The organism is Pseudomonas sp. KBW05, assembly GCF_003852405.1.
Classification (GTDB): Bacteria; Pseudomonadota; Gammaproteobacteria; order Pseudomonadales; family Pseudomonadaceae; genus Aquipseudomonas.
Genome location: NZ_QAJM01000019.1, coordinates 1 through 23,451 on the forward strand (window position 1 = coordinate 1; position 23,451 = coordinate 23,451).

At 61.9% G+C, this 23,451-nt stretch carries 22 protein-coding genes; 6 read left to right on the forward strand and 16 right to left on the reverse strand.

Going from position 1 to position 23,451, the window contains the following annotated elements; translation table 11 throughout:
* Nucleotides 1-87: 87 nt before the first annotated feature.
* The 6 genes from DBR46_RS18400 to DBR46_RS18425 form a co-directional block, all read right to left on the reverse strand.
* Nucleotides 88-381, reverse strand: a complete 294-nt coding sequence (locus tag DBR46_RS18400) for a hypothetical protein (RefSeq protein WP_124527323.1) — start codon at nt 379-381, stop codon at nt 88-90.
* A gap of 13 nt (nt 382-394) precedes the next feature.
* Nucleotides 395-1,144, reverse strand: a complete 750-nt coding sequence (locus DBR46_RS18405) for an SDR family NAD(P)-dependent oxidoreductase (protein WP_124527324.1) — start codon at nt 1,142-1,144, stop codon at nt 395-397.
* 136 nt (nt 1,145-1,280) lie between these two features.
* A complete protein-coding gene (locus tag DBR46_RS18410; RefSeq protein ID WP_124527325.1) occupies nt 1,281-2,042 on the reverse strand; it encodes an SDR family NAD(P)-dependent oxidoreductase in 762 nt (253 codons plus the stop codon).
* A gap of 10 nt (nt 2,043-2,052) precedes the next feature.
* Nucleotides 2,053-3,393, reverse strand: a complete 1,341-nt coding sequence (locus tag DBR46_RS18415) for an MFS transporter (protein WP_017735346.1) — start codon at nt 3,391-3,393, stop codon at nt 2,053-2,055.
* A gap of 37 nt (nt 3,394-3,430) precedes the next feature.
* The gene (locus DBR46_RS18420) at nt 3,431-4,309 is read right to left on the reverse strand and encodes a polysaccharide deacetylase (protein WP_003234086.1); all 879 of its coding nucleotides are present in this window, start codon (nt 4,307-4,309) and stop codon (nt 3,431-3,433) included.
* Nucleotides 4,310-4,320: 11 nt separating this feature from the next.
* Complete coding sequence (locus DBR46_RS18425) at nt 4,321-5,643, reverse strand: amidase (protein WP_124527326.1); 1,323 nt, start codon at nt 5,641-5,643, stop codon at nt 4,321-4,323.
* A 337-nt stretch (nt 5,644-5,980) separates the two neighbouring features.
* On the opposite strand from DBR46_RS18425, the gene DBR46_RS18430 reads away from it, so the two are divergent.
* From DBR46_RS18430 to cmoB, 6 genes are all read left to right on the forward strand, one after another.
* On the forward strand, nt 5,981-6,970 hold the full coding sequence (locus tag DBR46_RS18430; protein WP_124527327.1) for a GntR family transcriptional regulator: 990 nt from the start codon (nt 5,981-5,983) through the stop codon (nt 6,968-6,970).
* A 239-nt stretch (nt 6,971-7,209) separates the two neighbouring features.
* Entirely contained in the window at nt 7,210-9,630 is a 2,421-nt protein-coding gene (gene lon / locus DBR46_RS18435; protein ID WP_017735973.1) for an endopeptidase La, read from the forward strand.
* Between the two features lie 202 nt (nt 9,631-9,832).
* Nucleotides 9,833-10,222: a protease inhibitor I42 family protein gene (locus tag DBR46_RS18440; protein WP_124527328.1), complete on the forward strand. Its 390-nt coding sequence runs from the start codon at nt 9,833-9,835 to the stop codon at nt 10,220-10,222.
* Between the two features lies 1 nt (nt 10,223).
* On the forward strand, nt 10,224-10,880 hold the full coding sequence (locus DBR46_RS18445) for a lysoplasmalogenase (RefSeq protein ID WP_124527329.1): 657 nt from the start codon (nt 10,224-10,226) through the stop codon (nt 10,878-10,880).
* Between the two features lies 1 nt (nt 10,881).
* Nucleotides 10,882-11,661 (forward strand): carboxy-S-adenosyl-L-methionine synthase CmoA, encoded by a 780-nt coding sequence (gene cmoA / locus DBR46_RS18450; protein WP_177414098.1) that lies wholly within the window; start codon nt 10,882-10,884, stop codon nt 11,659-11,661.
* On the forward strand, nt 11,658-12,614 hold the full coding sequence (cmoB, locus tag DBR46_RS18455) for a tRNA 5-methoxyuridine(34)/uridine 5-oxyacetic acid(34) synthase CmoB (RefSeq protein ID WP_124527331.1): 957 nt from the start codon (nt 11,658-11,660) through the stop codon (nt 12,612-12,614). The genes cmoA and cmoB overlap by 4 nt, the downstream gene beginning before the upstream one ends.
* Nucleotides 12,615-12,755: 141 nt before the next feature.
* On the opposite strand, the gene tadA is transcribed toward cmoB, so the two are convergent.
* From tadA to lptF, 10 genes are all read right to left on the reverse strand, one after another.
* Nucleotides 12,756-13,253, reverse strand: coding sequence for a tRNA adenosine(34) deaminase TadA (gene tadA / locus DBR46_RS18460; RefSeq protein WP_124527332.1), 498 nt, complete (start codon nt 13,251-13,253; stop codon nt 12,756-12,758).
* A complete protein-coding gene (locus tag DBR46_RS18465; protein WP_124527333.1) occupies nt 13,253-14,629 on the reverse strand; it encodes a multicopper oxidase family protein in 1,377 nt (458 codons plus the stop codon). The genes tadA and DBR46_RS18465 overlap by 1 nt, the downstream gene beginning before the upstream one ends.
* Before the next feature lie 267 nt (nt 14,630-14,896).
* The gene (pdxJ, locus tag DBR46_RS18470) at nt 14,897-15,640 is read right to left on the reverse strand and encodes a pyridoxine 5'-phosphate synthase (protein ID WP_124527334.1); all 744 of its coding nucleotides are present in this window, start codon (nt 15,638-15,640) and stop codon (nt 14,897-14,899) included.
* Nucleotides 15,641-15,691: 51 nt separating this feature from the next.
* Nucleotides 15,692-16,375, reverse strand: a complete 684-nt coding sequence (gene recO / locus DBR46_RS18475; RefSeq protein ID WP_124527335.1) for a DNA repair protein RecO — start codon at nt 16,373-16,375, stop codon at nt 15,692-15,694.
* Between the two features lie 155 nt (nt 16,376-16,530).
* Nucleotides 16,531-17,433 (reverse strand): GTPase Era, encoded by a 903-nt coding sequence (era, locus tag DBR46_RS18480; RefSeq protein ID WP_017734281.1) that lies wholly within the window; start codon nt 17,431-17,433, stop codon nt 16,531-16,533.
* Nucleotides 17,426-18,115, reverse strand: a complete 690-nt coding sequence (gene rnc / locus DBR46_RS18485; RefSeq protein ID WP_026136456.1) for a ribonuclease III — start codon at nt 18,113-18,115, stop codon at nt 17,426-17,428. Before rnc ends, era begins: the two co-directional genes overlap by 8 nt.
* Before the next feature lie 147 nt (nt 18,116-18,262).
* The gene (lepB, locus tag DBR46_RS18490; RefSeq protein WP_017734283.1) at nt 18,263-19,114 is read right to left on the reverse strand and encodes a signal peptidase I; all 852 of its coding nucleotides are present in this window, start codon (nt 19,112-19,114) and stop codon (nt 18,263-18,265) included.
* 5 nt (nt 19,115-19,119) lie between these two features.
* Nucleotides 19,120-20,919, reverse strand: coding sequence for a translation elongation factor 4 (gene lepA, locus DBR46_RS18495; protein ID WP_003210439.1), 1,800 nt, complete (start codon nt 20,917-20,919; stop codon nt 19,120-19,122).
* Between the two features lie 151 nt (nt 20,920-21,070).
* Nucleotides 21,071-22,150, reverse strand: a complete 1,080-nt coding sequence (lptG, locus tag DBR46_RS18500; protein ID WP_124527336.1) for an LPS export ABC transporter permease LptG — start codon at nt 22,148-22,150, stop codon at nt 21,071-21,073.
* Nucleotides 22,143-23,261: an LPS export ABC transporter permease LptF gene (lptF, locus tag DBR46_RS18505; RefSeq protein ID WP_124527337.1), complete on the reverse strand. Its 1,119-nt coding sequence runs from the start codon at nt 23,259-23,261 to the stop codon at nt 22,143-22,145. The genes lptG and lptF overlap by 8 nt, the downstream gene beginning before the upstream one ends.
* Nucleotides 23,262-23,451 lie beyond the last annotated feature (190 nt).

Sequence of the window (23,451 nt, forward strand, 5' to 3'; positions counted from 1 at the left end):
GGGAGCTTGCTCCCGCTGGGCTGCGAAGCGGCCCCAAAAGCTTGGGAGCGCTGCGCACTCCAGCGGGAGCAAGCTCCCTCGCCACATTCAGTGTTCAAGGTGGTCGAGCAGTGTGGGGTCGAGCGGGTCCAGCGGGCGGCCGAGCATGCTTTCGGCGGCCAGCCACAATTGGTCCAGGCCACTCGCCAGTTCCTGCTTGCCGGTGGCGCCGAGCAACAGGTACGAGGCGCCCTGGAAGTCTTCGACCTTGAGCCGGAACACCGCCAGCACCTGATTGATCGCCGCGATCCGGCGCAGGCGTTCGCGGCGCCGGGGCAACTCATCGCCCAGGGGGTCGCTCCAGTGCAGGTCTTCGCCAAGCAGCCCGCAGAGTCCGCACATGGCTACACCCCGCTCATGGCATGACGTCGCCGGAGTTCGGGCCGAGGGTCTGGCCGACGAACAAATTACCGCCCGGTTCGCTGGCCAGCAGCACGGCGGTGGGCGCCACTTCATCGGCCAGGCCGAAGCGGCCCAGGGGCAATTCCTTGGCCTTGGCGCGTTTCCAATCGTCGCTGATACCGCCCACCAGCGGCGTTTCAATCGGGCCGGGGGCGATGGCATTGACCAGCACGTTGTCCTTGGCGACCTCCAGCGCGAGGGACTTGGTAAAGCCGATCACCCCAGCCTTGGCGGCGGCGTAGTGGGTCAGCTCGGCGCCGCCTTTGATACCCAGTTGGGAGGCGACGTTGATGATCCGCCCCCAGCGCTGCGCAAGCATGTGGGGTAAGGCGCGCTGGCTGGCGACGAACACGCTGGTGAGGTCGACGCGCAGCATGTCGTTCCACATCTCGATGGACAAGTCGACACACCGCGCCTGGGTGAGCATGCCGGCGTTGTTGACCAGGATATCGATGCCGCCAAACTGCGCGACGCAGGTATCCACACTGGCCTGGGCGCCTTCGACGGTGCCGACATCGGCCAGGCATTCGACGACTTCGGCGCCGAGGTTGCGGCAGGTGATCGCGGTCTCGGCGAGGCTCGCGGCGTTGCGGTCGGCCAGCACCAGGCGTGCGCCTTCAGCGGCGTAGGCGCGAGCGATGGCAGCGCCGATGCCGCTGCCGGCGCCGGTGATGACGGCGCGGCGGTTAATCAGTTGAGGCATATAAATTCTCCTGGATCAAACACAGACCCAATGTGGGAGCGGGCTTGCTCGCCAATACGGTGTGTCAGTCACCATTGATTTATCTGAACCACCGCTTTCGCGAGCAAGCCCGCTCCCACATTTGGACCCAGTACATTCAGTCAGGCCAACGCACGGTCAGCCCGCCGTCGATGATGATGCTTTGGCCGGTGAGGTAACTCGACGCCTCACTGGTCAAGAACTGCACCAGCGACGCCACTTCATCCGCCCGCCCTACCCGTCCCAGCGGGATCGCCCGCGCGGCCTTGGCCAAGCCTTCCGGCCCCAGCGAGTTCTTCGCATCCAGCGACTGCGGCGTCTCGATCAACCCCGGGATCACCGCATTGCAACGAATGCCCAGGGCCGCCAATTCCACCGCCAGCGACCGGCACAACCCCGGCACGCCGGCTTTGGCCGCTGCGTAATGGCTATGTTCCTGCCAGCCATACACGCCGCCGGCAATCGATGAAATCGCCACCAGCGCGCCGCCTTCGCTCATGTGTCGAGTGGCCGCACGGAAGGTGCGCATCACCCCCGTCAGGTCGACATTGAGCATCTCGTCCCACAGCGCGTCGGTCATCTCCAGCAGCGGCGCACGACGCAGCAAACCGGCGTTGGCCACGGCGTAGTCGAGGCGGCCGAAGTGCTGCACGGCTTGCTCGGCCAAGGCGTCCACCGAGGCCGTGCTGCCGACGTCCAACGGCAACATCAGGCATTCGCCGCCGGCTTCTTCCACCAAGGCCACGGTGGTGTGCGGGTCGTGGGGATCGGCCGGGTAATACCCGCCGACCACCGCCACACCGACTCGCGCATAGGCCACGGCGAGGGCTTGGCCGATGCCGCTGGCGGCGCCGGTAATCAAGGCAACTTTACGGCTCATCACACACTCCTTACTGAACGGTTTCCGGGCGCACATGGCGCGCGGCGAACATCAACATGCCGGACAGGAAGCACGGCACGGCACCGAACCACAGCGCGGCGGTCTGCCAGTCGCTGCCGGCGGACAACACCTGGGTCGCGCCAAAACCTGCGACCACCGCACCAATCGGGCCCATGGCGTGGATGATCGCGCCACCGGTGGCACGGATGCTGGTGGGGAAGCTTTCGCTGATAAAGAACAGCGCCGCCGAGTACGGCCCGATCAGGAAGAACAGGCCCAGGCTGTACAGCCCGACCACCATCGCCATATTGCTCGGGCCAAACAGCATGCCGGCGAATGCCAGGCCGCCGAGCATCCAGCCCAGGCCGATCACATTGCGACGGCCGATCTTGTCGCCCATCCAGCCGTGGCTGAGGTAACCGCAGTAGCCCACCAGGTTCGACAGCACGAGGATGATCAGCGAGTTCTCGAACGAGATGTGGTGCACGCTGACGATCACCGACGTACCGAGCACGCTGAACACCTGGATCGCCGCCCAGTTGAGCAACAGCGCGGCGCCGATCACCAGGGTGGCGCGGCGGGCCGGGCCACGGAACGCGGCCTTGAGGCCGGCCTTGCTGTGTTCGTCGTAGTCCACGCCGTAGGTCACGGCGACGTTCTGCGCTTCAGTCACCGCGCCGCTTTTGCGCAGTTGGCTGATGCGTTCGTGGATCTGGAACTGCGGGCTTTCCTTGAGCTTGCGCGCCATGATCGCGATCACAATCGCCGGGATCGCCGCGAAGATGAAGCAGCCCTGCCAGCCGATGATCGGCAGCAACAGCGCGGTCAAACCGGCGGCGATCAACGCACCGACCGGCCAGCCGCCCTGCACCAGGCTGTAGATAAAGCCACGGCGTTTGGTCAGGCGCGGGTCTTCGGAGGCGCCATACAGCTCGGTCAGATAGGTGGCGTTGACGGTTTCTTCGGCGTAACCCAGACCGCCCAGCGAACGGATCAGGATCAGCGGCGACTTGCCCCACGCGCCACCAATGGCGGTCAGCGCCGAGCACAGTGCAGAGCCGGCCACGGTGAAAATAATGCCTTTGCGGCGCCCCAGCTTATCGACGATAGGGCCGATAGCCAGAGCGACCACGGCGGTACCCACCGCCACCCATGTCGCGATCTCGGCTTGCTCCACTTCACCCCAGCCAAAGTGGCGGCCGATTTCCGGCAGCAAGGTGCCGAAGAGGATGAAGTCGTACACCGCAAACACCCAGGCGAAAAACGCGATCCAGGTGGCGAAGCGCACTTCCTTGGAGGTCAGTTGCCGGGGTTTCCAGCCAGTCAGGTCAAGCTTGTTGTAGATGGACATGGGTCGCGCCTCAGGGATGGGGGCTGTTTTTTAAGGGTCAGGTACGCGGTTGACGGCGGATAAAGTCATCGGCGATTTCGTCGAAGGTGACGAAGCGCACGCCGGCATGGCTCTGGATGTGTTCGATCAGGCGCTCCAGCATCAGCAGCACTTGCGGGCGGCCGGACACGTCGGGGTGGATGGTCATGGTGAACACCGCGTGTTCGTGCTCGCGGTAGACCCAGTCGAACTGGTCGCGCCACATTTCTTCGAGGTGACGCGGGTTGACGAAGCCGTGGCTGTTGGGGGCTTTCTTGATGAACATCATCGGCGGCAGGTCGTCGAGGTACCAGTTGGCCGGGATCTCCACCAGGTCGGTTTCTTCGCCGCGCACCAGGGGTTTCATCCAGGTGTCGGGGTGCTGGCTGTAGTCGATCTTGGTCCAGCTGTCGCCCTTGCGTACGTAGTAGGGGTGGAAGTCGTTGTGCATCAGGCTGTGGTCGTACTTGATGCCTTTTTTCAGCAGCAGCTCGTTGGTGACCTTGCTGAATTCCCACCACGGCGCGACGTAGCCGGTCGGGCGTTTGCCGGTGACCTGGGTGATCAGCTCGATGGATTTATCGAGGACGATTTCCTCTTGCTCGGCGGTCATGGCGATGGGGTTTTCGTGGCTGTAGCCATGCACGCCGATTTCGTGGCCGGCGTCGGCCACGGCCTTCATCTGCTCGGGGAAGGTTTCCATCGAGTGGCCGGGGATAAACCAGGTGGTGCGCAGGCCGTAGCGTTCGAACAATTTGAGCAGGCGTGGCGCGCCGATTTCACCGGCGAACAGGCCGCGGGAGATGTCATCGGGCGAGTCTTCGCCGCCGTAGGAACCGAGCCAGCCGGCGACGGCATCAACGTCGACGCCAAATGCACAGAGGATGTCTTTAGCCATGGTGTGTCTCCTTAAATAGTCATTGCAGATTCGACGGACAACGCAGCGCGCAACAGGCGCGCGTCTTCCCCCGTCGGGGCGCTGAGCAGCAGCCCGGTGGGCAGGCCCAGGGCGTCGCGGCCGCTGGGCAGGTTCACGCCGGGCATGTCCAGGAAACTGCCGGGCATGGTCAGGCGCAGGGTGGCGAGGTTGGTGTGGGTGAACAGGTCATCGTCGGCCTCCAGCGGCGCCAGGGGCGGCGCGACGTGGGCGACGGTGGGGGTGATCAGCAGCGCGCCGTCGAGGTCGTCGAGCAGTTGTTGTTGCAGGCGGCGGCGAGCTTCGATGAGGAGCAGCAATTGGCTGGCGGGCAGCGCGCGGGCGGCTTCGAGGCGGCGGCGTACGCGGGGGTCGAGGTGGTCGGCGTCGGGGCTGTCGAGCAGAGCTTCGTGCAGGGCGAAAGCTTCGAAGGAACCGAGCCAGCCGTGGTCGCGGATCAACGTCAGGGAGGCCTGGAATGTTGGGCATTCACGTTCTTCGACGAGCGCGCCGGCGGCTCGGAGTTGCTCCGCAGCGCGCAGCAGGTTGTCGTGCACCGCCGGCTCGACGTCTTGCTGCGCCAATACAAAGCGCTGGCCCTTGAGGCTGCGGGGCGTGTGGACTTGGCGGCGGCCATGGAGCAGATCATCGATGGCCAGCGCGTCGCGCACGCTGCGGGTCAGCGGACCGAGGCTGTCGAGGGTGCGGGACAACGGGAACACACCGTCGCGGCTGTAACGCCGACTGCTGCTGCGGTAACCCACCACGCCATTCAACGCGGCGGGGATGCGGATCGAGCCGGCGGTGTCGGTGCCCATGGCAATCGGGACGATCCCGGCGGCAACGGCGACGGCCGAACCCGATGACGAACCACCGGGGATGCGCGCCTGGTCACTGCTGTGGGGGTTGAACGGCGTGCCGAAATGCGGGTTGAGGCCCAGGCCGGAATAGGCCAGCTCGCTGAGGTTGGCCTTGCCCAGGCTGACCATCCCCGCGCGGCACAACAGGCCCACGCTGGGCGCATCGAGCAAGGCCGCAGGCGCGTTGCGGCGGTAGGCGGCGCCCGCCGTGGTGATGCTGCCGGCCACGTCGAACAGGTCTTTCCAGGCCAGCGGCACGCCATCAAACACGCTCAGCGGCTGGCCAGCCCGCCAGCGCGCGGCCGAGGCTTCGGCCTCGCGACGGGCACGCTCGGCGGTCAGGGAAATAAATACGCTGGGGGCCATACTCGCGTGGAGGAGTGCCTGTTCAAGCACCTGCACCGGGTCGCTGCGACCGCTGGCGAAATCCTCGGCCATTGAAGTGGCGTCTGACATCAAGATGACCCTCACAAAACGTACATATTAATAGAATGTACATTTTACAAAGGCAGCTTTCATGCCAATCTCTGTGTCGCGGGTTTTACCCAACGCAGGTTTTTCGCCTAGATCTACGGGATAGATAGCTTGGATATCGGGAAAAATAGTTTGACGGAAGCCGGCGCAACGCCTTGAATGAAATAATGTATCTTTTATTAATAAGTACATTTTGGTGCAGAAAAGTAACATTCCTACATTCCCAGCCCCAAAAAAGTGCCACCGACGTGGCGCAGGGTGACAGGCACAACTTATGAGAGAATCCCCGGCCACCGTCCTACAAGCCCCTGAGAAAGCGATGAAAGCAGTGTCTGCCCCGGCCTCCCGCTACGCGATGATTCACCAGGTGTTGCGTGACGCGATCGTCAACGGCACGGCCCGCCATGGCCTGGTGTTGCTGGAAGCGCCGCTGGCCGAATTGTTCGGCACCAGCCGCGTGCCGGTGCGCAAGGCCCTGGACCTGCTGCACGACGAAGGCTTGATCTGCCGCTTCAATGGCCGGGGTTACCTGATCAACCCCGAAGGCCTGGCGATGGAGCCGCTGCGCCTGCCCTTGAGTCATGCGCACCTGGGGCTCAATGGTGAAGCCGAGCTGGTGGACACGCGGCCATTGGGCGAGCGCATCGTCGAGGAAATCGGCGCGGCGCTGTCCACCTGCATTGCCTTCGGCCATTACCGCCTGGATGAGCAAGCAGCCGCCGACCACTACGGCGTCAGCCGCGCCGTGGTGCGTGAAGCGCTGATGCGCTTGCGCGACCGTGGCCTGGTGGAAAAGGAGCCCTACTCCCAATGGCTGGCCGGGCCGCTGACCGCGCGGGAAGTCACCGAAGACTACGAACTGCGCGCCTGCCTGGAACCCGAAGCCCTGCGCCTCAGCGCGCCGGGCCTGGATCGCGAGGTGCTGGAAGCGATGTTGCAGCGGGTGCTGGACGCGCAGGACAGCCCGCAGTGCAGCCTGGAAGCCATCGAGCAGATCGAAGAGGATTTGCACCAGCGCTGCCTCGCCGGGTTGCAGAATCGCAAGATCGCCGCGCTGATCCGCCAGGGGCAGAGCCCGATGATTATCAGTCGGATTTTTTACCGGTTGCTGGGGATCGGCGCTGATCCAGCCATGTTGGCCGAGCATCGGTTGATTTTGGAGCTGTTATTGCATGGGGCGGTGGATGCGGCGGCGTTGAATCTGCGCGAGCATTTGCAGCGGGCGCGGCAAAGAATGTTACAGCGCCTGAAAGTGTTGTCGGTGCTACCGGAGCAGCCACTCCCCAGCTACCTGCACAAAATCAGCTGACTGCACTCAATTCAAAATGTGGGAGCGGGCTTGCTCGCGAATGCGGTGGGTCAGTTAATACTTCTTTGACTGATCCACCGCATTCGCGAGCAAGCCCGCTCCCACACAAGCCCGCTCCCACAGTTGGACCTGCGGTGTACTGAAAAAAATTATGCAATATGTTGCTATCTCGCCCCCACCATTGAAACCACCGCTACCCCGCCCCATCTAACCTGCATACTTCCTGATGCAGGTGCCCCATGAGCGACCAGCAAGAATTCCCCGAATACGATCTAAACGACTACGCCGACCCCGAAAACGCTGAATCCCCTTCGTCCAACACTGGCCTGGCGCTGCCTGGGCAAAACCTGCCGGACAAGGTCTATATCATCCCGATCCACAATCGGCCGTTCTTCCCGGCGCAAGTGCTGCCGGTGATCGTCAATGAAGAACCGTGGGCCGAGACCCTGGAGTTGGTGAGCAAATCCGATCACCACAACCTGGCCTTGTTCTTCATGGACACGCCGCCAGAAGACCCACGCCATTTCGACACCTCCAGCCTGCCGCTGTACGGCACGCTGGTGAAGGTGCACCACGCCAGCCGCGAGAACGGCAAGCTGCAATTTGTCGCCCAGGGCCTGACCCGCGTGCGCATCAAGACCTGGCTCAAGCACCACCGCCCACCGTACCTGGTGGAGGTCGAATATCCGCACCAGCCGTCCGAGCCGACCGATGAGGTAAAGGCCTACGGCATGGCGCTGATCAATGCGATCAAGGAGCTGCTGCCGCTCAACCCGCTGTACAGCGAAGAGTTGAAGAACTACCTCAACCGCTTCAGCCCCAACGACCCGTCGCCGCTCACTGACTTCGCCGCCGCGCTGACGTCGGCCACCGGTAACGAGTTGCAGGAAGTGCTGGACTGCGTGCCCATGCTCAAGCGCATGGAAAAAGTGCTGCCGATGCTGCGCAAAGAAGTGGAAGTCGCGCGCCTGCAAAAGGAAATCTCCGCCGAGGTGAACCGCAAGATCGGCGAGCACCAGCGCGAGTTTTTCCTCAAGGAACAACTCAAGGTCATCCAGCAGGAGCTGGGCCTGACCAAGGACGATCGCAGCGCCGACGTCGAGCAGTTCGAACAACGCCTGCAAGGCAAAGTGCTGCCGGCCCAGGCGCAAAAGCGCATCGATGAAGAACTGAACAAACTGTCGATCCTGGAAACCGGCTCGCCGGAATACGCGGTCACACGCAATTACCTGGACTGGGCGACGGCGGTGCCGTGGGGCGTGTATGGCGAAGACAAACTCGACCTGAAACACGCGCGCAAGGTGTTGGATAAACACCATGCGGGCCTGGACGACATCAAGAGCCGCATCCTCGAATTCCTCGCGGTGGGCGCTTATAAAGGCGAAGTCGCCGGTTCCATCGTGCTGCTGGTGGGCCCGCCGGGCGTGGGCAAGACCAGCGTCGGCAAATCCATCGCCGAGTCCCTGGGGCGGCCGTTCTATCGCTTCAGCGTCGGCGGCATGCGCGACGAGGCCGAGATCAAGGGCCATCGCCGCACCTACATCGGCGCCCTGCCGGGCAAGCTGGTGCAGGCACTCAAAGATGTAGAAGTGATGAACCCGGTGATCATGCTCGACGAGATCGACAAAATGGGCCAGAGCTTCCAGGGCGACCCGGCGTCGGCGCTGCTGGAAACCCTCGACCCTGAGCAGAACGTCGAATTCCTCGACCATTACCTGGACCTGCGCCTGGACCTGTCCAAAGTGCTGTTCGTGTGCACCGCCAACACCCTGGATTCGATCCCCGGCCCGTTACTGGACCGGATGGAAGTGATTCGCCTGTCGGGCTATATCACCGAAGAAAAAGTCGCCATCGCCAAGCGCCACCTGTGGCCAAAACAGCTGGAAAAAGCCGGCGTGGCAAAAACCAGCCTGACCATCAGCGACGGCGCCCTGCGTGCATTGATCGACGGTTATGCCCGCGAAGCCGGGGTGCGCCAGTTGGAGAAACAGCTGGGCAAACTGGTGCGCAAGGCGGTGGTCAAGTTGCTGGATGAGCCGGACTCGGTGATCAAGATCGGCAACAAGGACCTGGAAAGCTCCTTGGGCATGCCGGTGTTCCGCAACGAACAGGTGTTGTCCGGTACCGGCGTGATTACCGGCCTGGCCTGGACGAGCATGGGCGGCGCGACCCTGCCGATCGAAGCGACGCGTATCCATACACTCAATCGCGGCTTCAAGCTCACCGGGCAGTTGGGTGAAGTGATGAAGGAGTCCGCTGAAATAGCCTACAGCTACATCAGCTCGAACCTGAAGTCATTTGGCGGTGATCCGAAGTTCTTCGACGAAGCCTTCGTACACCTGCACGTACCGGAAGGCGCCACGCCGAAAGACGGCCCGAGCGCCGGTGTAACCATGGCCAGCGCGTTGCTGTCGCTGGCCCGTAACCAGCCGCCGAAAAAAGGCGTGGCCATGACCGGCGAGCTGACGCTGACCGGGCATGTGCTGCCGATTGGCGGGGTGCGTGAGAAGGTGATCGCGGCGCGGCGCCAGAAGATTCACGAGTTGATCTTGCCGGAACCGAACCGTGGCAGCTTTGAAGAGTTGCCGGAGTACCTCAAGGAAGGCATGACGGTGCACTTTGCCAAGCGGTTTGCGGATGTGGCCAAGGTGCTCTTCTGATGGTTATGTAGTGCCTGGACTGGCCCTTTCGCGAGCAAGCCCGCTCCCACATTTGACTGAGTACATCCTTTGGAATGCGGTCAAGTGTGGGAGCGGGCTTGCTCGCGAAGGGGCCAGCACAATCAACACAAAACCCAGCTCTGTCACACCTTGTCTCATCTTCGGTTATGCTCGCCCTTCGTCGTGAATCAACGGAGCCCCCATGACCGCTGCCCGCCTGCTTATCCCCCTAAGCCTTGCCCTGCTGGCCGGGTGCGCCAGTGCCCCCAAGCAAAATATCAGCGTGGACAAGCAAAGCGCTTGCCCGCTCCAGCTCAAAACCGGGCAAAACCTGATCCTCACCCTGCCCAGCAACCCCACCACCGGCTACCGCTGGGCCATCCAGGATTCCGCCGGCGGCGTGCTCCGCGCGCTGAGCCCCGAGGTCTACAGCAGCAGTGAATCCGGGGTAATCGGCGGCGGCGGGCAATCCACCTGGCGCTTCCAGGCCTTCGCCGCAGGCCAGGGACGTTTGCGCCTGACCTCCCAGCAACCCTGGGAACCCGAAGCCGAACCTGCCGAAACGTTCGATTGCGCCATTACGGTGAACTGATATGCCATGGATGATTCTTGCGTTGATGGGCGCCGGCACCTTTATCTACGGCCTGGCCACCCACGCCACCTTACTGTGCCTGCTGGTCAAACCGCTGCCGGTACTGGCGCTGCTGGGCTGGCTGCATGATGCGCCGCCCACCGACTATCGACGCTGGATCAGCCTGGGGCTGATTTTTTCCCTGGTGGGCGATGTGTTGCTCGCATGGCCGGGCGACTTGTTCATCTTTGGCCTCGGCGCGTTTCTGTTTGCGCACCTGGCCTACCTCAAAGCCTATTTCAGTGACTGCCGGCGGTTGGCGCTGCTGCCATTGCTATTGGCCCTGGGTGTAGGCGCAGTGCTGCTGAGCATCCTGATTTCCCACGGTCTTGGCGACTTGCTGATCCCCGTGGTGGTTTACGCCCTGGTCATCAGCGCCATGCTCTGGCGCGCGCTGGCACGCCTGGGCAGCGAAGTGCCGAAGCGTTCGGCGCAGCTGGCGGCAGCGGGTGCCGCGTCGTTTGTGTTTTCCGACACGCTGATCGGTATCAATCGGTTTGTGCTGGCGTTCGATGCGGCGCCGTATCTGTTGATCGCCACTTACTGGCTGGGGCAGTGGGGTATCACCGCGTCGGCTTTCCATCAGACAACCCGCGCACACGAGGGCCAACTTGGCTAAAATGCCGGCCTTTCCCCTTTTCGTCGCCGGAACAACCGTGAGCAAAGAACCCGATCGCCTATTCGCCCAGCCCCTGCCCCAGGTGCCGGACTTCGCCTTTAACGAGGACGTGGTGCGGGTGTTCCCGGACATGATCAAGCGCTCGGTGCCCGGCTACCCGACCATCGTCGAAAACCTCGGCGTGCTCGCGGCGCAGTTTGCCCAGCCCAACAGCGTGCTGTACGACCTGGGTTCGTCCCTGGGCGCCGTGACCCAGGCCCTGCGTCGCCATGTGCGCACCGATGGCTGCCGGGTGATCGCGGTGGATAACTCGGCAGCGATGGTCGAGCGCTGCCGCGAATACCTCAATGGCCAGGACTCGATGTTCCAGGAGTTGCTGCCGGTGGACGTGATCGAGGGCGATATCCTCGCGTTGCAATTCCAACCGGCCTCGGTGGTGGCGCTGAACTTCACCCTGCAATTTATCGCCCCCGATGAGCGCCTGGCCTTGCTCACACGCATCCGCCAAGCGCTGTTGCCGGGGGGCGCGCTGATCCTTTCGGAAAAGCTGCGCTTCAATGATCCCGAAGAACATGCGTTGCTCACCGACCTGCATATCGCGTTCAAACGCGCCAACGGCTACAGCGAACTGGAAATCGCCCAGAAGCGCAGCGCCATCGAAAACGTCATGAAGCCCGACAGCCTCGAAGAACACCGCGAACGCCTGCTGGCGGCCGGGTTCTCGAAAGTCGTGCCGTGGTTCCAGTGTCTTAACTTTGCCTCGTTGATTGCCTTGCCATGATTGATCTGTCTCCCCTCGCCCGCCACTTGGTCGGTACTCCCTTGGCCGTGTGGGCCCAAGGCCTGCAAGCGCAACTCGATAGCAAGATGGAAAAAGGCCATGGCGACCTGGAGCGCTGGCAGAGCGCGCTGGATGCGCTGCCGAAGATCCAGCCCAGCGACGTGGACTTGCTCAACGGCCTGACCCTCGACACCGATTGCGATGACGAAACCCGCGCGCAAATGCACACCGCGCTGATGGGGCTGAGCCCATGGCGCAAAGGCCCGTTCCACCTGTTCGGCGTGCATGTGGACACCGAATGGCGTTCGGACTGGAAGTGGTCACGGGTGGCACCGCATTTGAACCTGAAGGGCAAACGCATCCTCGATGTGGGCTGCGGCAACGGTTACTACATGTGGCGCATGCTCGGCGCCGGGGCCGACAGCGTGATTGGCGTCGACCCGAACTGGCTGTTTTTCTGCCAGTTCCAGGCGGTGCAGCGTTACCTGTCAGAGCCCAAGGCGTGGCACCTGCCGTTCCCGTTTGAAGACCTGCCGGCGAATCTGGAAGGCTTTGATACGGTGTTTTCCATGGGCGTGTTCTACCACCGCCGCTCGCCCATCGAGCATTTGCTCGCGCTGAAAGACACCCTGGTCAAGGGCGGCGAACTGGTGTTGGAAACCCTGGTGGTGGAAGGCGATCAGCAACAAGTGCTGGTGCCGGAAGACCGCTATGCACAGATGCGTAACGTGTGGTTCCTGCCGTCGGTGCCGGCGTTGATGCTGTGGCTAAGGCGTGCCGGGTTCAGTGATGTGCGCTGTGTGGATGTGAGCGTGACCACGGTGGAAGAACAGCGTGGGACGGAGTGGATGAAGTATCAGTCGTTGAGTGATTTCCTTGATCCTGAAGATCACAGCAAGACCATTGAAGGGCTGCCGGCGCCGATGCGGGCGGTGATCATCGCCAAGAAGTAGCGGTGAGGTCTCCCTGAAGAAACAGAGATCAAAATGTGGGAGCGGGCTTGCTCGCGAATGCGGTGTATCAGAAACACATTCAGTGGCTGACACACCGCATTCGCGAGCAAGCCCGCTCCCACATTTGATCTCCAGTGTTCTTTAGAGGGGTGGCTTGGCCCGGCGGGCTTTGAAGAATTCGCTCAGGACTGTCCCGCATTCTTCTGCCAACACCCCCCCCTCAAACAACACCTTGTGATTAAGAAACCCCTGGGTAAAAAACTGCCCCTGGCTTTGCACAATCCCCGCCTTGGGCTCCAACGCGCCATACACCACCCGCGCCACCCGCGAGTGCACGATCAAACCGGCGCACATGCTGCACGGCTCCAGCGTCACATACAGCGTGCTGCCCACCAGCCGATAGTTGCTGATGGCCTGCGCCGCGTCACGGATGGCGACCATTTCGGCATGAGCGCTGGGGTCGTTGCCGCTGATGGGGCAGTTGAAGCCGCGGCCGATGATTTCACCGTCCTGCACCAACACCGCCCCCACCGGCACTTCACCCAGTGCAGCGCCTTGGGCGGCGAGGGCCAGGGCTTCGCGCATGAAGTCCTGGTCGCGGCTGCGGTCGATGATCGCCACGGGACGAAACTGGCGCATCACGCCACCTCGATGGCGGCCATCAGGCCGGTTTCCATGTGGTCGATGACGTGGCAGTGGAACATCCACACCCCCGGGTTATCCGCCACCAACGCCACGCGGGCGCGCTCGTTCTTGCCCAACAGGTAGGTGTCGGTGAAGTACGGGATCACCTTGTGGCGGTTCGAGGCGATCACCTTGAAGCTCATGCCGTGCAGGTGGATCGGGTGTTGGTACTGGGTCATGTTCTTCAATTCGAAAATGTAGCTCTTGCCCTTCTCCAGCTTGGCGATCGGGCGGTCGGCGCAGGTCTTGTCGGTGATATCCCAGGCCTGCCCGTTGATCTGCCACAGGCTGGGCGGCCGGCCATCGTCGACCGAAACGGTGCCGACCCATTCGAAATTGAAGTTGAGTTTCTCGGCGTTGGCCAGGTCCGGCTCGGCAATCGGGTTGGCGGGCAATGCCGGTGGCCACTCGGTGGGCGCGTCGGCATTGGCCACAGAGCGAAACGTGCCCAGGCGTACCGGGCCATTGCGGATCGACAGCTCTTCGCCCGCCGGCGGTGCCTTGATCGCCAGGCAGATACGCATACCCGGGCCCAGCCAGTATTCCTTGCCCAGCGGACGCGGCTCGATGGGGTTACCGTCCAGCGCGTAGATTTGCGCTTCGACGTCGGGGATGTTGATGCGATAGGTTAGGGTGTTGTCGAGGTTGAGCAAGCGCACACGGGTGATCTGCCCGGCCGGCAAGTCGATCACCGCCTGGGACACGCCGTTGATCGTAGACAAACGTCCGGCCGTGCCGCCGCGCGCGGCTTCACGGGGGATGCTGAACGGTACAAAAGCGCCCTCTTCGTCCACATGCCAGCTCTTCAGGCTGAGGGTGCGTTCGTGTTTGAAACCGGTTGGCTCGCGCTCTTCGATGATCAGCGGGCCGACCAGGCCACGGCCAAGTTCTTCACTGCTATTGACGTGGGGGTGATACCAGTAGCTGCCGGCGTCGGGCACACGGAATTTATAGTCGAAGTACTCGCCGGGCAGCACCGGCAACTGGGAGACGTAGGGCACGCCGTCCATCTCTAACGGCAAGCGGATGCCATGCCAGTGGATGGTGGTGGCGACCGGCAGGTGGTTGATAAAACGCACCCGCAGCCATTCGCCCTGGCGCACACGCAACTCGGTGCCCGGCGCCGACGGGCCAAACGCCCAGGCCTCGGTCGTGTGGCCCGGCACCAGCTCCACGTCCAGCGGTGCGGCGATCAGTTCGTAATCGTGGCCCGCTTCGGCCTCGGCGACTTTCCCCAGCCAGTAGCGATAGGCGCCACCGGCACCGACGCCCACTACGGCCAGGCCGGCAAGGCCACCCAGGATTTGTCGACGGGAAAAGGATCGGGACACAACAACCTCACGTATCTGCCGCAAGCCCAGGGCCTGCAAAGGGCAGATACGATACACCTGCATCGCCTAAACAGTAAGGCTTCGCATTGCCGCATGGCTGAATTCCGGACACATCAAAGATCAAATGTGGGAGCGGGCTTGTGTGGGAGCGGGCTTGCTCGCGAAAGCGGTGGGTCAGTCACAGATGTATCAACTGACAGACCGCTTTCGCGAGCAAGCCCGCTCCCACATTTTTTTGATCTTCAGTGGTTTTTAGACTGTGTTTTCTTAATGCTTGGCCGCAGCCAGGATCAGGGCCTTCATCTCAGCCACAGCACCTTTGAAGCCGACGAACAGCGCATGCGCCACCAGCGCATGGCCAATGTTCAGCTCATTGATGCCCTTGATCGCCGCCACCGCTTCAACGTTGTGGTAGTGCAGGCCATGACCAGCATTGACGATCAAGCCCTCGCGCAGGCCAACCGCGACACCGTCGATGATGCGTTGCAGCTCATCGGCCACTTCGGTCGGGGTGGTGGCATCGGCATAACGCCCGGTGTGCAACTCGATGGCCGGTGCACCGACGCGGCGCGAGGCTTCGATCTGGCGCTCGTCGGCGTCGATGAACAGCGAGACTTCGCTGCCGATCTGCGACAGGCGATCCACCGCGGCCTTGATCCGCGCTTCCTGGCCAGCCACGTCGAGGCCGCCTTCGGTGGTGAGTTCCTGGCGGGTTTCCGGGACCAGGCAGATGTGCGCCGGGCGGATGCGTTCAGCGAACAGCATCATCTCTTCGGTCACGCCCATCTCGAAGTTCATGCGGGTTTGCAGCACATCCTTGAGCACCAGCACATCGCGCTCCTGGATGTGGCGGCGGTCTTCGCGCAGGTGCACGGTGATGCCGTCGGCGCCTGCTTCTTCGGCGTCCAGCGCGGCCTTGACCGGATCAGGGTAACGGGTGCCCCGGGCCTGGCGCAGGGTAGCGACGTGGTCGATATTGACGCCAAGAAGAATGCGATTGCTGCTGGTCACGGAAGCGCTCCTGAATAGGGAAAGAAACGCTGCACAGCATACACGGGGTTGTCAGGGCTTTCGAAACAACTCGCGACTGACCAGCGGCCGTCCGCCCAAGTGCACGGCCAGGGCTTGGCGCATCAGGCGTTTGGCGGCAGATAAAGCACCCGGCGCGCTCCAGTCGGCTTCGCTCATGGCCAGCAGCTCGGTGCCCTGGAACAGGCCCGGTTGCAGCAGGTAGACACGCTCCAGGCCGGCGTCCACTTGCAGGCGGTACATGCCATCGGCGGCGATGGGGTCGCCGTGCAGGTCGTTGACCAGTTCGAAGCCGTAGCCCAGATCGTCGAGCAGGCGCCACTCGAAGGCGCGCAGCAAGGGTTCCAATGGACGGCCTTCGGCGAGGGCAAGCAAGGTGGCGGCGTAGTGATCGAAGACAGCGGGATGGGGATCTTCGGCGGGAAGCAGGCGAATCAGCAATTCGTTGAGGTAGAGGCCGCTGAACAGCGCTTCGCCATTGAGCCAGGCGGAGGTGCCGACGCTCTCCAGGCGGCCGACGTTTTTCAGCTCGCCCTTGCCGCGAAACTCCACGTCCAGCGCCACGAACGGCCTAGCCTGCGTGCCCGCCTTGCCCCGCGCGCTGCGCAACACTGCACGCAGGCGGCCTTGGGGCGTGAGGAAGTCCACCAGGGCGCTGGTCTCGCGGTAGGCGCGGCTGTGCAGGACGTAGGCGGGTTGGCTGGTGGGTTGGGACATGGGCTCTCACTGCTGGAATGCATTGTTGAAAACTACACAAACCGAATGTGGGAGCGGGCTTGCTCGCGAATGCGGTGTGCCAGTCGACTTATCAGAGACTGATCCACCGCATTCGCGAGCAAGCCCGCTCCCACATTTTTAGTCCTGCGGTGTTCTTACAGGTCGCCGTAGCCCAGGGAGCGCAGTGCACGCTCGTCATCGGACCAACCACCCTTAACCTTCACCCACAGGTTAAGCATGATCTTGGAATCGAACAGCAATTCCATGTCCTTGCGCGCCTCGGTGCCGATGCGCTTGATGCGCTCGCCCTTGTCGCCAATGATGATTTTCTTCTGGCCGTCACGTTCGACGAGGATCAGCGCATGGATATGCAAGGTCTTGCCCTGCTGCTTGAACTCTTCGATTTCGACGGTGATCTGGTACGGCAGCTCGGCGCCCATCTGGCGCATGATTTTCTCGCGCACCAGTTCGGCGGCCAGGAAACGGCTGCTGCGGTCGGTGATCTGGTCTTCCGGGAAGAAGTGCTCGTTCTCCGGCAGGTGTCCGGCAATCACGCGCTCCAAAGCTTCCAGGTTGTGACCGTGCTGGGCGGAAATCGGGATGATCTGCGCGTTCGGCAGTTGTTCCTGCAGCCAGCTCAGGTGCGGCATCAGCTCGGCTTTGTCTTCGATGCGGTCGGTCTTGTTCAACGCGACGATCAACGGGCCGGTGACGTACTGCACACGCTCAAGGACCATCTGGTCTTCGTCGGTCCACTTGGTGCGGTCGACCACGAAGATCACCACGTCGACGTCTTTCAACGCCGCCGAAGCGGTCTTGTTCATGTAGCGGTTGAGGGCTTTCTCGCCACCTTTGTGCATGCCCGGGGTATCGACGTAGACCGCTTGCACGTTGCCTTCGGTCTTGATGCCCAGCATGTTGTGGCGGGTGGTCTGCGGCTTGCGCGAGGTGATCGCGAGCTTCTGACCGAGGATGTGGTTCAGCAGCGTGGACTTGCCCACGTTCGGGCGGCCGACGATGGCAACATAGCCACAGCGTGTTGCGGTTGAATCAGTCATGGCCATTCTCCACGCCCAGGGCAATCAGTGCTGCTGCGGCCGCTACCTGTTCGGCAATACGACGGCTCACACCCTGACCTCGGCTTTTTTCGTTCAGTAAGGTGATTTCACATTCCACGAAGAATACGCGGCAATGGGGCTCACCCTGGATATCCACCACTTCGTAGCGTGGCAGTTCGCAACCACGGGACTGCAGGAATTCCTGCAGGCGGGTCTTGGGATCTTTGTTGGTATCGACCAGCGTGAGGCTTTCGATCTCGGAGGTCAGCCACGCGGTCACGCGTTCCTTGGCTGCTTCCATGCCTGCATCGAGGTAGATCGCGCCGATCAGCGCCTCAAGGGCATCGGCAAGGATCGACTCGCGGCGAAAACCACCGCTCTTCAGCTCGCCAGAGCCCAGGCGCAGGTACTCGCCCAGGCCGAAACCACGGGCCAGCACGGCCAGGGTCTCGCCCTTCACCAAGCGGGCGCGCAGGCGCGACAGCTGGCCTTCACGGGCTTGCGGGAAGCGCTCGAACAGCGCCTCACCGGCGACGAAATTGAGGATGGCATCACCGAGGAATTCCAGGCGTTCGTTGTTACGCCCTGCAAAGCTGCGGTGTGTGAGGGCAAGGACCATCAATTCCTGGTCCTTGAAGGTGTAGCCGAGCAGACGCTCGAGACGTGCTAGAGAAACGGTCACGGTTTACCCATATCTGTGTGGTGGCACCGGCGGCCATCGACGATTGACGCAGTGTTCAAATTCAAATCCTGGTTGGTGCAGCATGGGGCCGGAATTTGTCCAAGCCCCAGAAAAGCATTCGGCGCTGTGTTCACAGCGCCGCCTGTATTACTTGATCAGCCCGACTCGCGAGAAATTCGGCAAGTGGCTGAGCTTGGACTCCGGCCAACTCATCCAGACCGCGAAGGCCTTGCCGACGATATTCTCGTCGGGAACCATGCCCAGCATATCCTTGGGAATGTTGGGATCGTTCCAATAGCGGCTGTCATTGGAGTTGTCACGGTTGTCGCCCATCATGAAGTAGTGCCCGGCCGGCACTTTCCACTCGCCATCAGGCTGGCGGTAGCGCGACATTTCCTTGCGGATCTCGTGCTCCACCGCGCCGAGTTTTTCCTGATACAGCTCGGCGCTACCCAGGGAATTCGGCTCGGAACCGATCAGCTTCTCGGCCACCGATTCACCGTTGATGAACAGGCGCTTGTCACCGGTGTAGCGGATCACGTCGCCCGGCAGGCCGATCACACGCTTGATGTAGTTGACGTTCGGGTCGCTCGGAAAGCGGAACACCATCACATCGCCGCGTTGCGGGTCACCGACTTCAATGACCTTCTTGTCGATCACCGGCAGGCGAATGCCGTAGGCAAACTTGTTCACCAGGATGAAGTCGCCCACGTCCAGGGTAGGTTTCATCGACCCCGAAGGGATCTGAAACGGCTCCACCAGGAACGAGCGCAGCACCAGCACGATGAACAACACCGGGAAGAACGACTTGCCGTATTCAACCAGCAAGGGCTCTTTGTTCAGCTTCTCGACCACCACCGCATCGGGCTGGCTGACGCTGCCCTGATAGGACGCGATAGCCGCCCGCCGACGCGGGGCGAAGAACACCAGATCGAGCAACGCCAGGAGACCACAGACGGCAACGGCGATGACCAGCAACAGCGGGAAATTTAGCGACATAGGACCTAACTATCCAACCTGAGCACCGCAAGGAAGGCTTCTTGTGGAATTTCCACGTTGCCCACTTGCTTCATGCGTTTTTTACCGGCCTTTTGCTTCTCAAGCAGCTTGCGCTTACGGCTTACGTCACCGCCGTAGCATTTGGCCAGTACGTTCTTTCTGAGAGCCTTGACGGAGGTCCGTGCAATGATCTGCCCGCCAATGGCGGCCTGGATCGCGACGTCGAACATCTGGCGCGGAATCAGTTCTTTCATCTTCTCGGTCAACTGGCGACCTTTGTAGTGCGCGTTGTCCTTGTGCACGATGAGTGCCAGGGCATCGACCTTGTCGCCGTTGATCAGCACATCCAGTTTCACCAGATTAGCCGATTGGTAACGGTCGAAGTGGTAATCCAGCGAAGCATAGCCGCGACTGGTGGATTTGAGACGGTCGAAGAAGTCCAGGACCACTTCGTTCATCGGCAGATCGTAGGTCACTTGCACCTGGGTACCGAGGAACAGCATGTCGTGCTGCACGCCACGCTTTTCGATACACAGGGTGATCACGTTGCCCAAGTGCTCTTGTGGCACGAGGATGTTGGCCCGCACGATCGGCTCGCGCATGTCTTCGATGGAAGACAGGTCTGGCAGCTTGGACGGGTTGTCGACGTAAATCGTTTCACCGGTTTTCAACGCCAGCTCAAAAATAACCGTTGGCGCGGTGGTGATCAGGTCCAGGTCGTATTCGCGCTCCAGGCGCTCCTGGATGATCTCCATGTGCAGCATGCCGAGGAACCCGCAACGGAAGCCGAAGCCCAGGGCGTCGGAGCTTTCCGGGGTGTACTGCAACGACGAGTCGTTGAGGGTCAGCTTCTGCAGGGCTTCGCGGAAGTCCTCGAAGTCGTCGGAGCTGACCGGGAACAGGCCGGCGTAGACCTGCGGCTGGATGCGTTTGAAGCCTGGCAGCACGTCAACATCAGGAGTGGAGCTCAAGGTCAGGGTGTCACCTACCGGTGCACCGTGGATGTCCTTGATACCGGCAATGATGAAGCCCACTTCACCGGCTTTCAGATCGGTGGTCGCGGTGTGCTTCGGGTTGAATACACCAACGCTGTCCACCAGGTGGATCTTGCCGGTGGATTTGACCAGGATCTTGTCGCCTTTCTTCACACGGCCGTGGCGCACGCGTACCAGGGACACAACGCCCAGGTAGTTGTCGAACCAGGAGTCGATGATCAACGCTTGCAGCGGATCTTCGTAGTTGCCGGTCGGCGCAGGAATGGTCTTGACCAGGCGCTCGAGCACTTCGTCGACGCCCAGGCCGGTCTTGGCGCTGCACTCGACGGCGTCGGTGGCGTCAATGCCGATGATTTTTTCGATTTCTTCTTTGACGCGGTCTGGATCGGCCTGTGGCAGGTCGATCTTGTTCAGCACCGGCATCACTTCCAGGCCTTGCTCGATCGCGGTGTAGCAGTTGGCGACGGACTGGGCTTCAACGCCTTGGCCAGCGTCTACCACCAGCAAGGCGCCTTCACAGGCGGCCAGCGAGCGGCTGACTTCGTAGGTGAAGTCAACGTGGCCGGGGGTGTCGATGAAGTTCAGCTGGTACTTGATACCGTCTTTGGCAGTGTAGTACAGGGTAACGCTGTGGGCCTTGATGGTGATGCCGCGCTCACGCTCGAGGTCCATGGAGTCCAGGACCTGGGCTTCCATTTCACGCTCGGCAAGGCCACCGCACATTTGAATGAACCGGTCGGCCAGCGTCGACTTGCCATGGTCAATGTGGGCGATGATGGAGAAATTGCGGATATGACTCAAATCACTCACGGATCAACACTCAAAAAGGCTGCAGGCAGATTGCCCGCTGAAAAATAGCCGGGAATTGTACCTGATGCTCTGCCCGGGCGTCATCTTTGCTGACCAGAACAAAAATGCCCCGATCTCTCGAACGGGGCATTTTTTGATCATAAGCGTGCTATCAACCGGCTCGGCGCAACAGCCAGAACCCGGCCACGGCACAGATCGCGGTCGGCACCAGCACCGCAAACAGCGGCGAGAACCCGAACACCAGGCTCGACGGACCGAGCAGGTCCTGGGCGATGCGGAAGGTGAAACCTACCAATACGCCGGTAAACACGCGCTGGCCGAGGGTCACGGAGCGCAATGGGCCGAAGATGAACGAAATCGCCATCAGCACCAGAGCCGCGGTCACGACCGGCTGCAACACCTTGACCCAAAACGCCAGCCAGTAACGACCGTTGTTCAGGCCCTGCTCCTTCAAGTAGTGGATATAGCTCCACAGCCCGGAGATCGGCAGGCTTTCGGGGATCATCACCACGGTATTGAGCAGCTCCGGCTTGAGGGCGATGTCCCACGCCTCAGTCGGTGCATTGATCACTTCGGTGCTGGACTTGGTGCCTTGGCCCGCGTTGCGGAAATATGTCGTGGTGATGTCGGTCAGTTCCCACTTCTCGGCGCTGTACTGCGCACGTTTGGCGAAACTGGACGACAGCAGGTGGCGCTCCTTGTCGAACGTGTAGCGCGTCACACCAATCAACAGGCCACCGGGTTGCACGGCGTTGATGTGGATGAACTCGTCACCCTGGCGGTGCCACAGGCCATGCTTGGAGCTTTGCGCATCCCCCGAACCCTGGGCCAGGGCGCGGTTGGCCTGGGCAGTGGTTTCAGCCGGTGGCGCGACGTACTCGCCGATCAGCACGCTGCACAGCATCAGCAGCAGCATCGGTTTCATCACGGCCCAGACGATGCGGCCGATGGAAACCCCGGCGGCACGCATGATGGTCAGTTCGCTGTTGCTGGCCAGGCTGCCCAGGCCAATCAGGCAACCGATCAGCGCGGCCATTGGCATCATGTCGTAGAGGCGGCGCGGCGCGGTGAGCGCCACGTAGCTCAGTACGTCCCACACGGTGTAGGTGTCGCTGACGTTGCCGACTTCATCGATGAAGGCGAACAACGAGGCCAGGCCCAGGATGATGCCCAATACCGCCAGGATGGCGATCAGTACGCTGCTACCAATGTAGCGATCGAGCTTAGCCACGAGCCAACTCCTTCTGGCCACGACGGCTCAACATTTTCAGACGGATAGGTTCCCAGTAGAGCAGCCCGAGGCCGATCACCAGGAAGATCCCGTGAACCCACCACAGGCCCAGGGTTGGCGACAGCTTGCCCTTCTCCAGGGAGCCACGGGCGGAAATCAGGATGGTCAGGTACGCCATGTACAGCAGGATCGCCGGCAACAGCTTGAGGAAACGGCCCTGGCGCGGGTTGACGCGCGACAGCGGCACGGCCATCAGGGTCACGATAAACACCAGCAGCGGCAGGGAAATCCGCCATTGCAGCTCGGCAATGGAACGCAGCTCCTTGCTGCCAAGCAGCTCGCTGGTCGGGATGGCATCACGGTCGGTGACCTCGTCGCTGACGTCCGGGCGAGCCAGCAGCACACCATAGGTGTCGTACTTGATCGCACGGTAATCGGCCATGCCGGGGCTGCCGTCATAGCGGTAGCCGTTTTCCAGGATCAGGTAGCGGCTGCCATCCGGGCGTATTTCCTGGCGACCGGAGTCGGCCACCAGCACGGAGATGCCACGGTCTTTCTTGTCCTGGCCCAGGCGCTTCTCGGAGATGAACACCCCGCCAAGGTTGGCGCGGTCTTCGGTCATGGTTTCGGTGTAGGTGACCCGCGTGCCGTCATTGAGCGCCTGGAAGCGGCCCGGTTCGAGGGTGTCGAACTCGGTCATGGCGTCCTGCTTGTTCAGCACCAACTGGAACTGCATGGCACCTTGCGGCGCCAGGCTCAGGCTCAGCCAGGCGACGATCAGCGCCACACCGGCGGCCGGGATCATGGTCATGCCCAGCAGGCGTTGCTGGCTCATGCCGGTGGCCGAGAGCACGGTCATTTCGCTTTCGAGGTACAGGCGGCCATAAGCCAGCAAGATCCCGAGGAACAGGCCCAGGGGCAGGATCAGCTGCAGGAACCCCGGCAGGCGAAAGCCCATGATCAGGAACAAGGAGCCCGGGTCCAGGGCGCCGGAAGCGGCCTGGGCCAGGTATTTGACGAAACGACCACTCATGATGATGACCAGCAATACCGCACTCACGGCACTCAGGGTCAACAGGACTTCGCGGGACAGATAACGGAAGACGATCAAACCAGACACTCCAGGGTTGTCAGGCTAAGGCGGCCAAACAAGCAAGCATACCGAGTCGACCTGTTTGCACAGGCCGGCTAAAAAGATGGCGCATTATCCTGTGATTGGCCGCGCCTGTCACGGAGCATGCTCATTGAGGGGGGACAAAGCGTACGCCAAGGGTTGTCAGGCTCCGCCGCCGAGGTTCAAA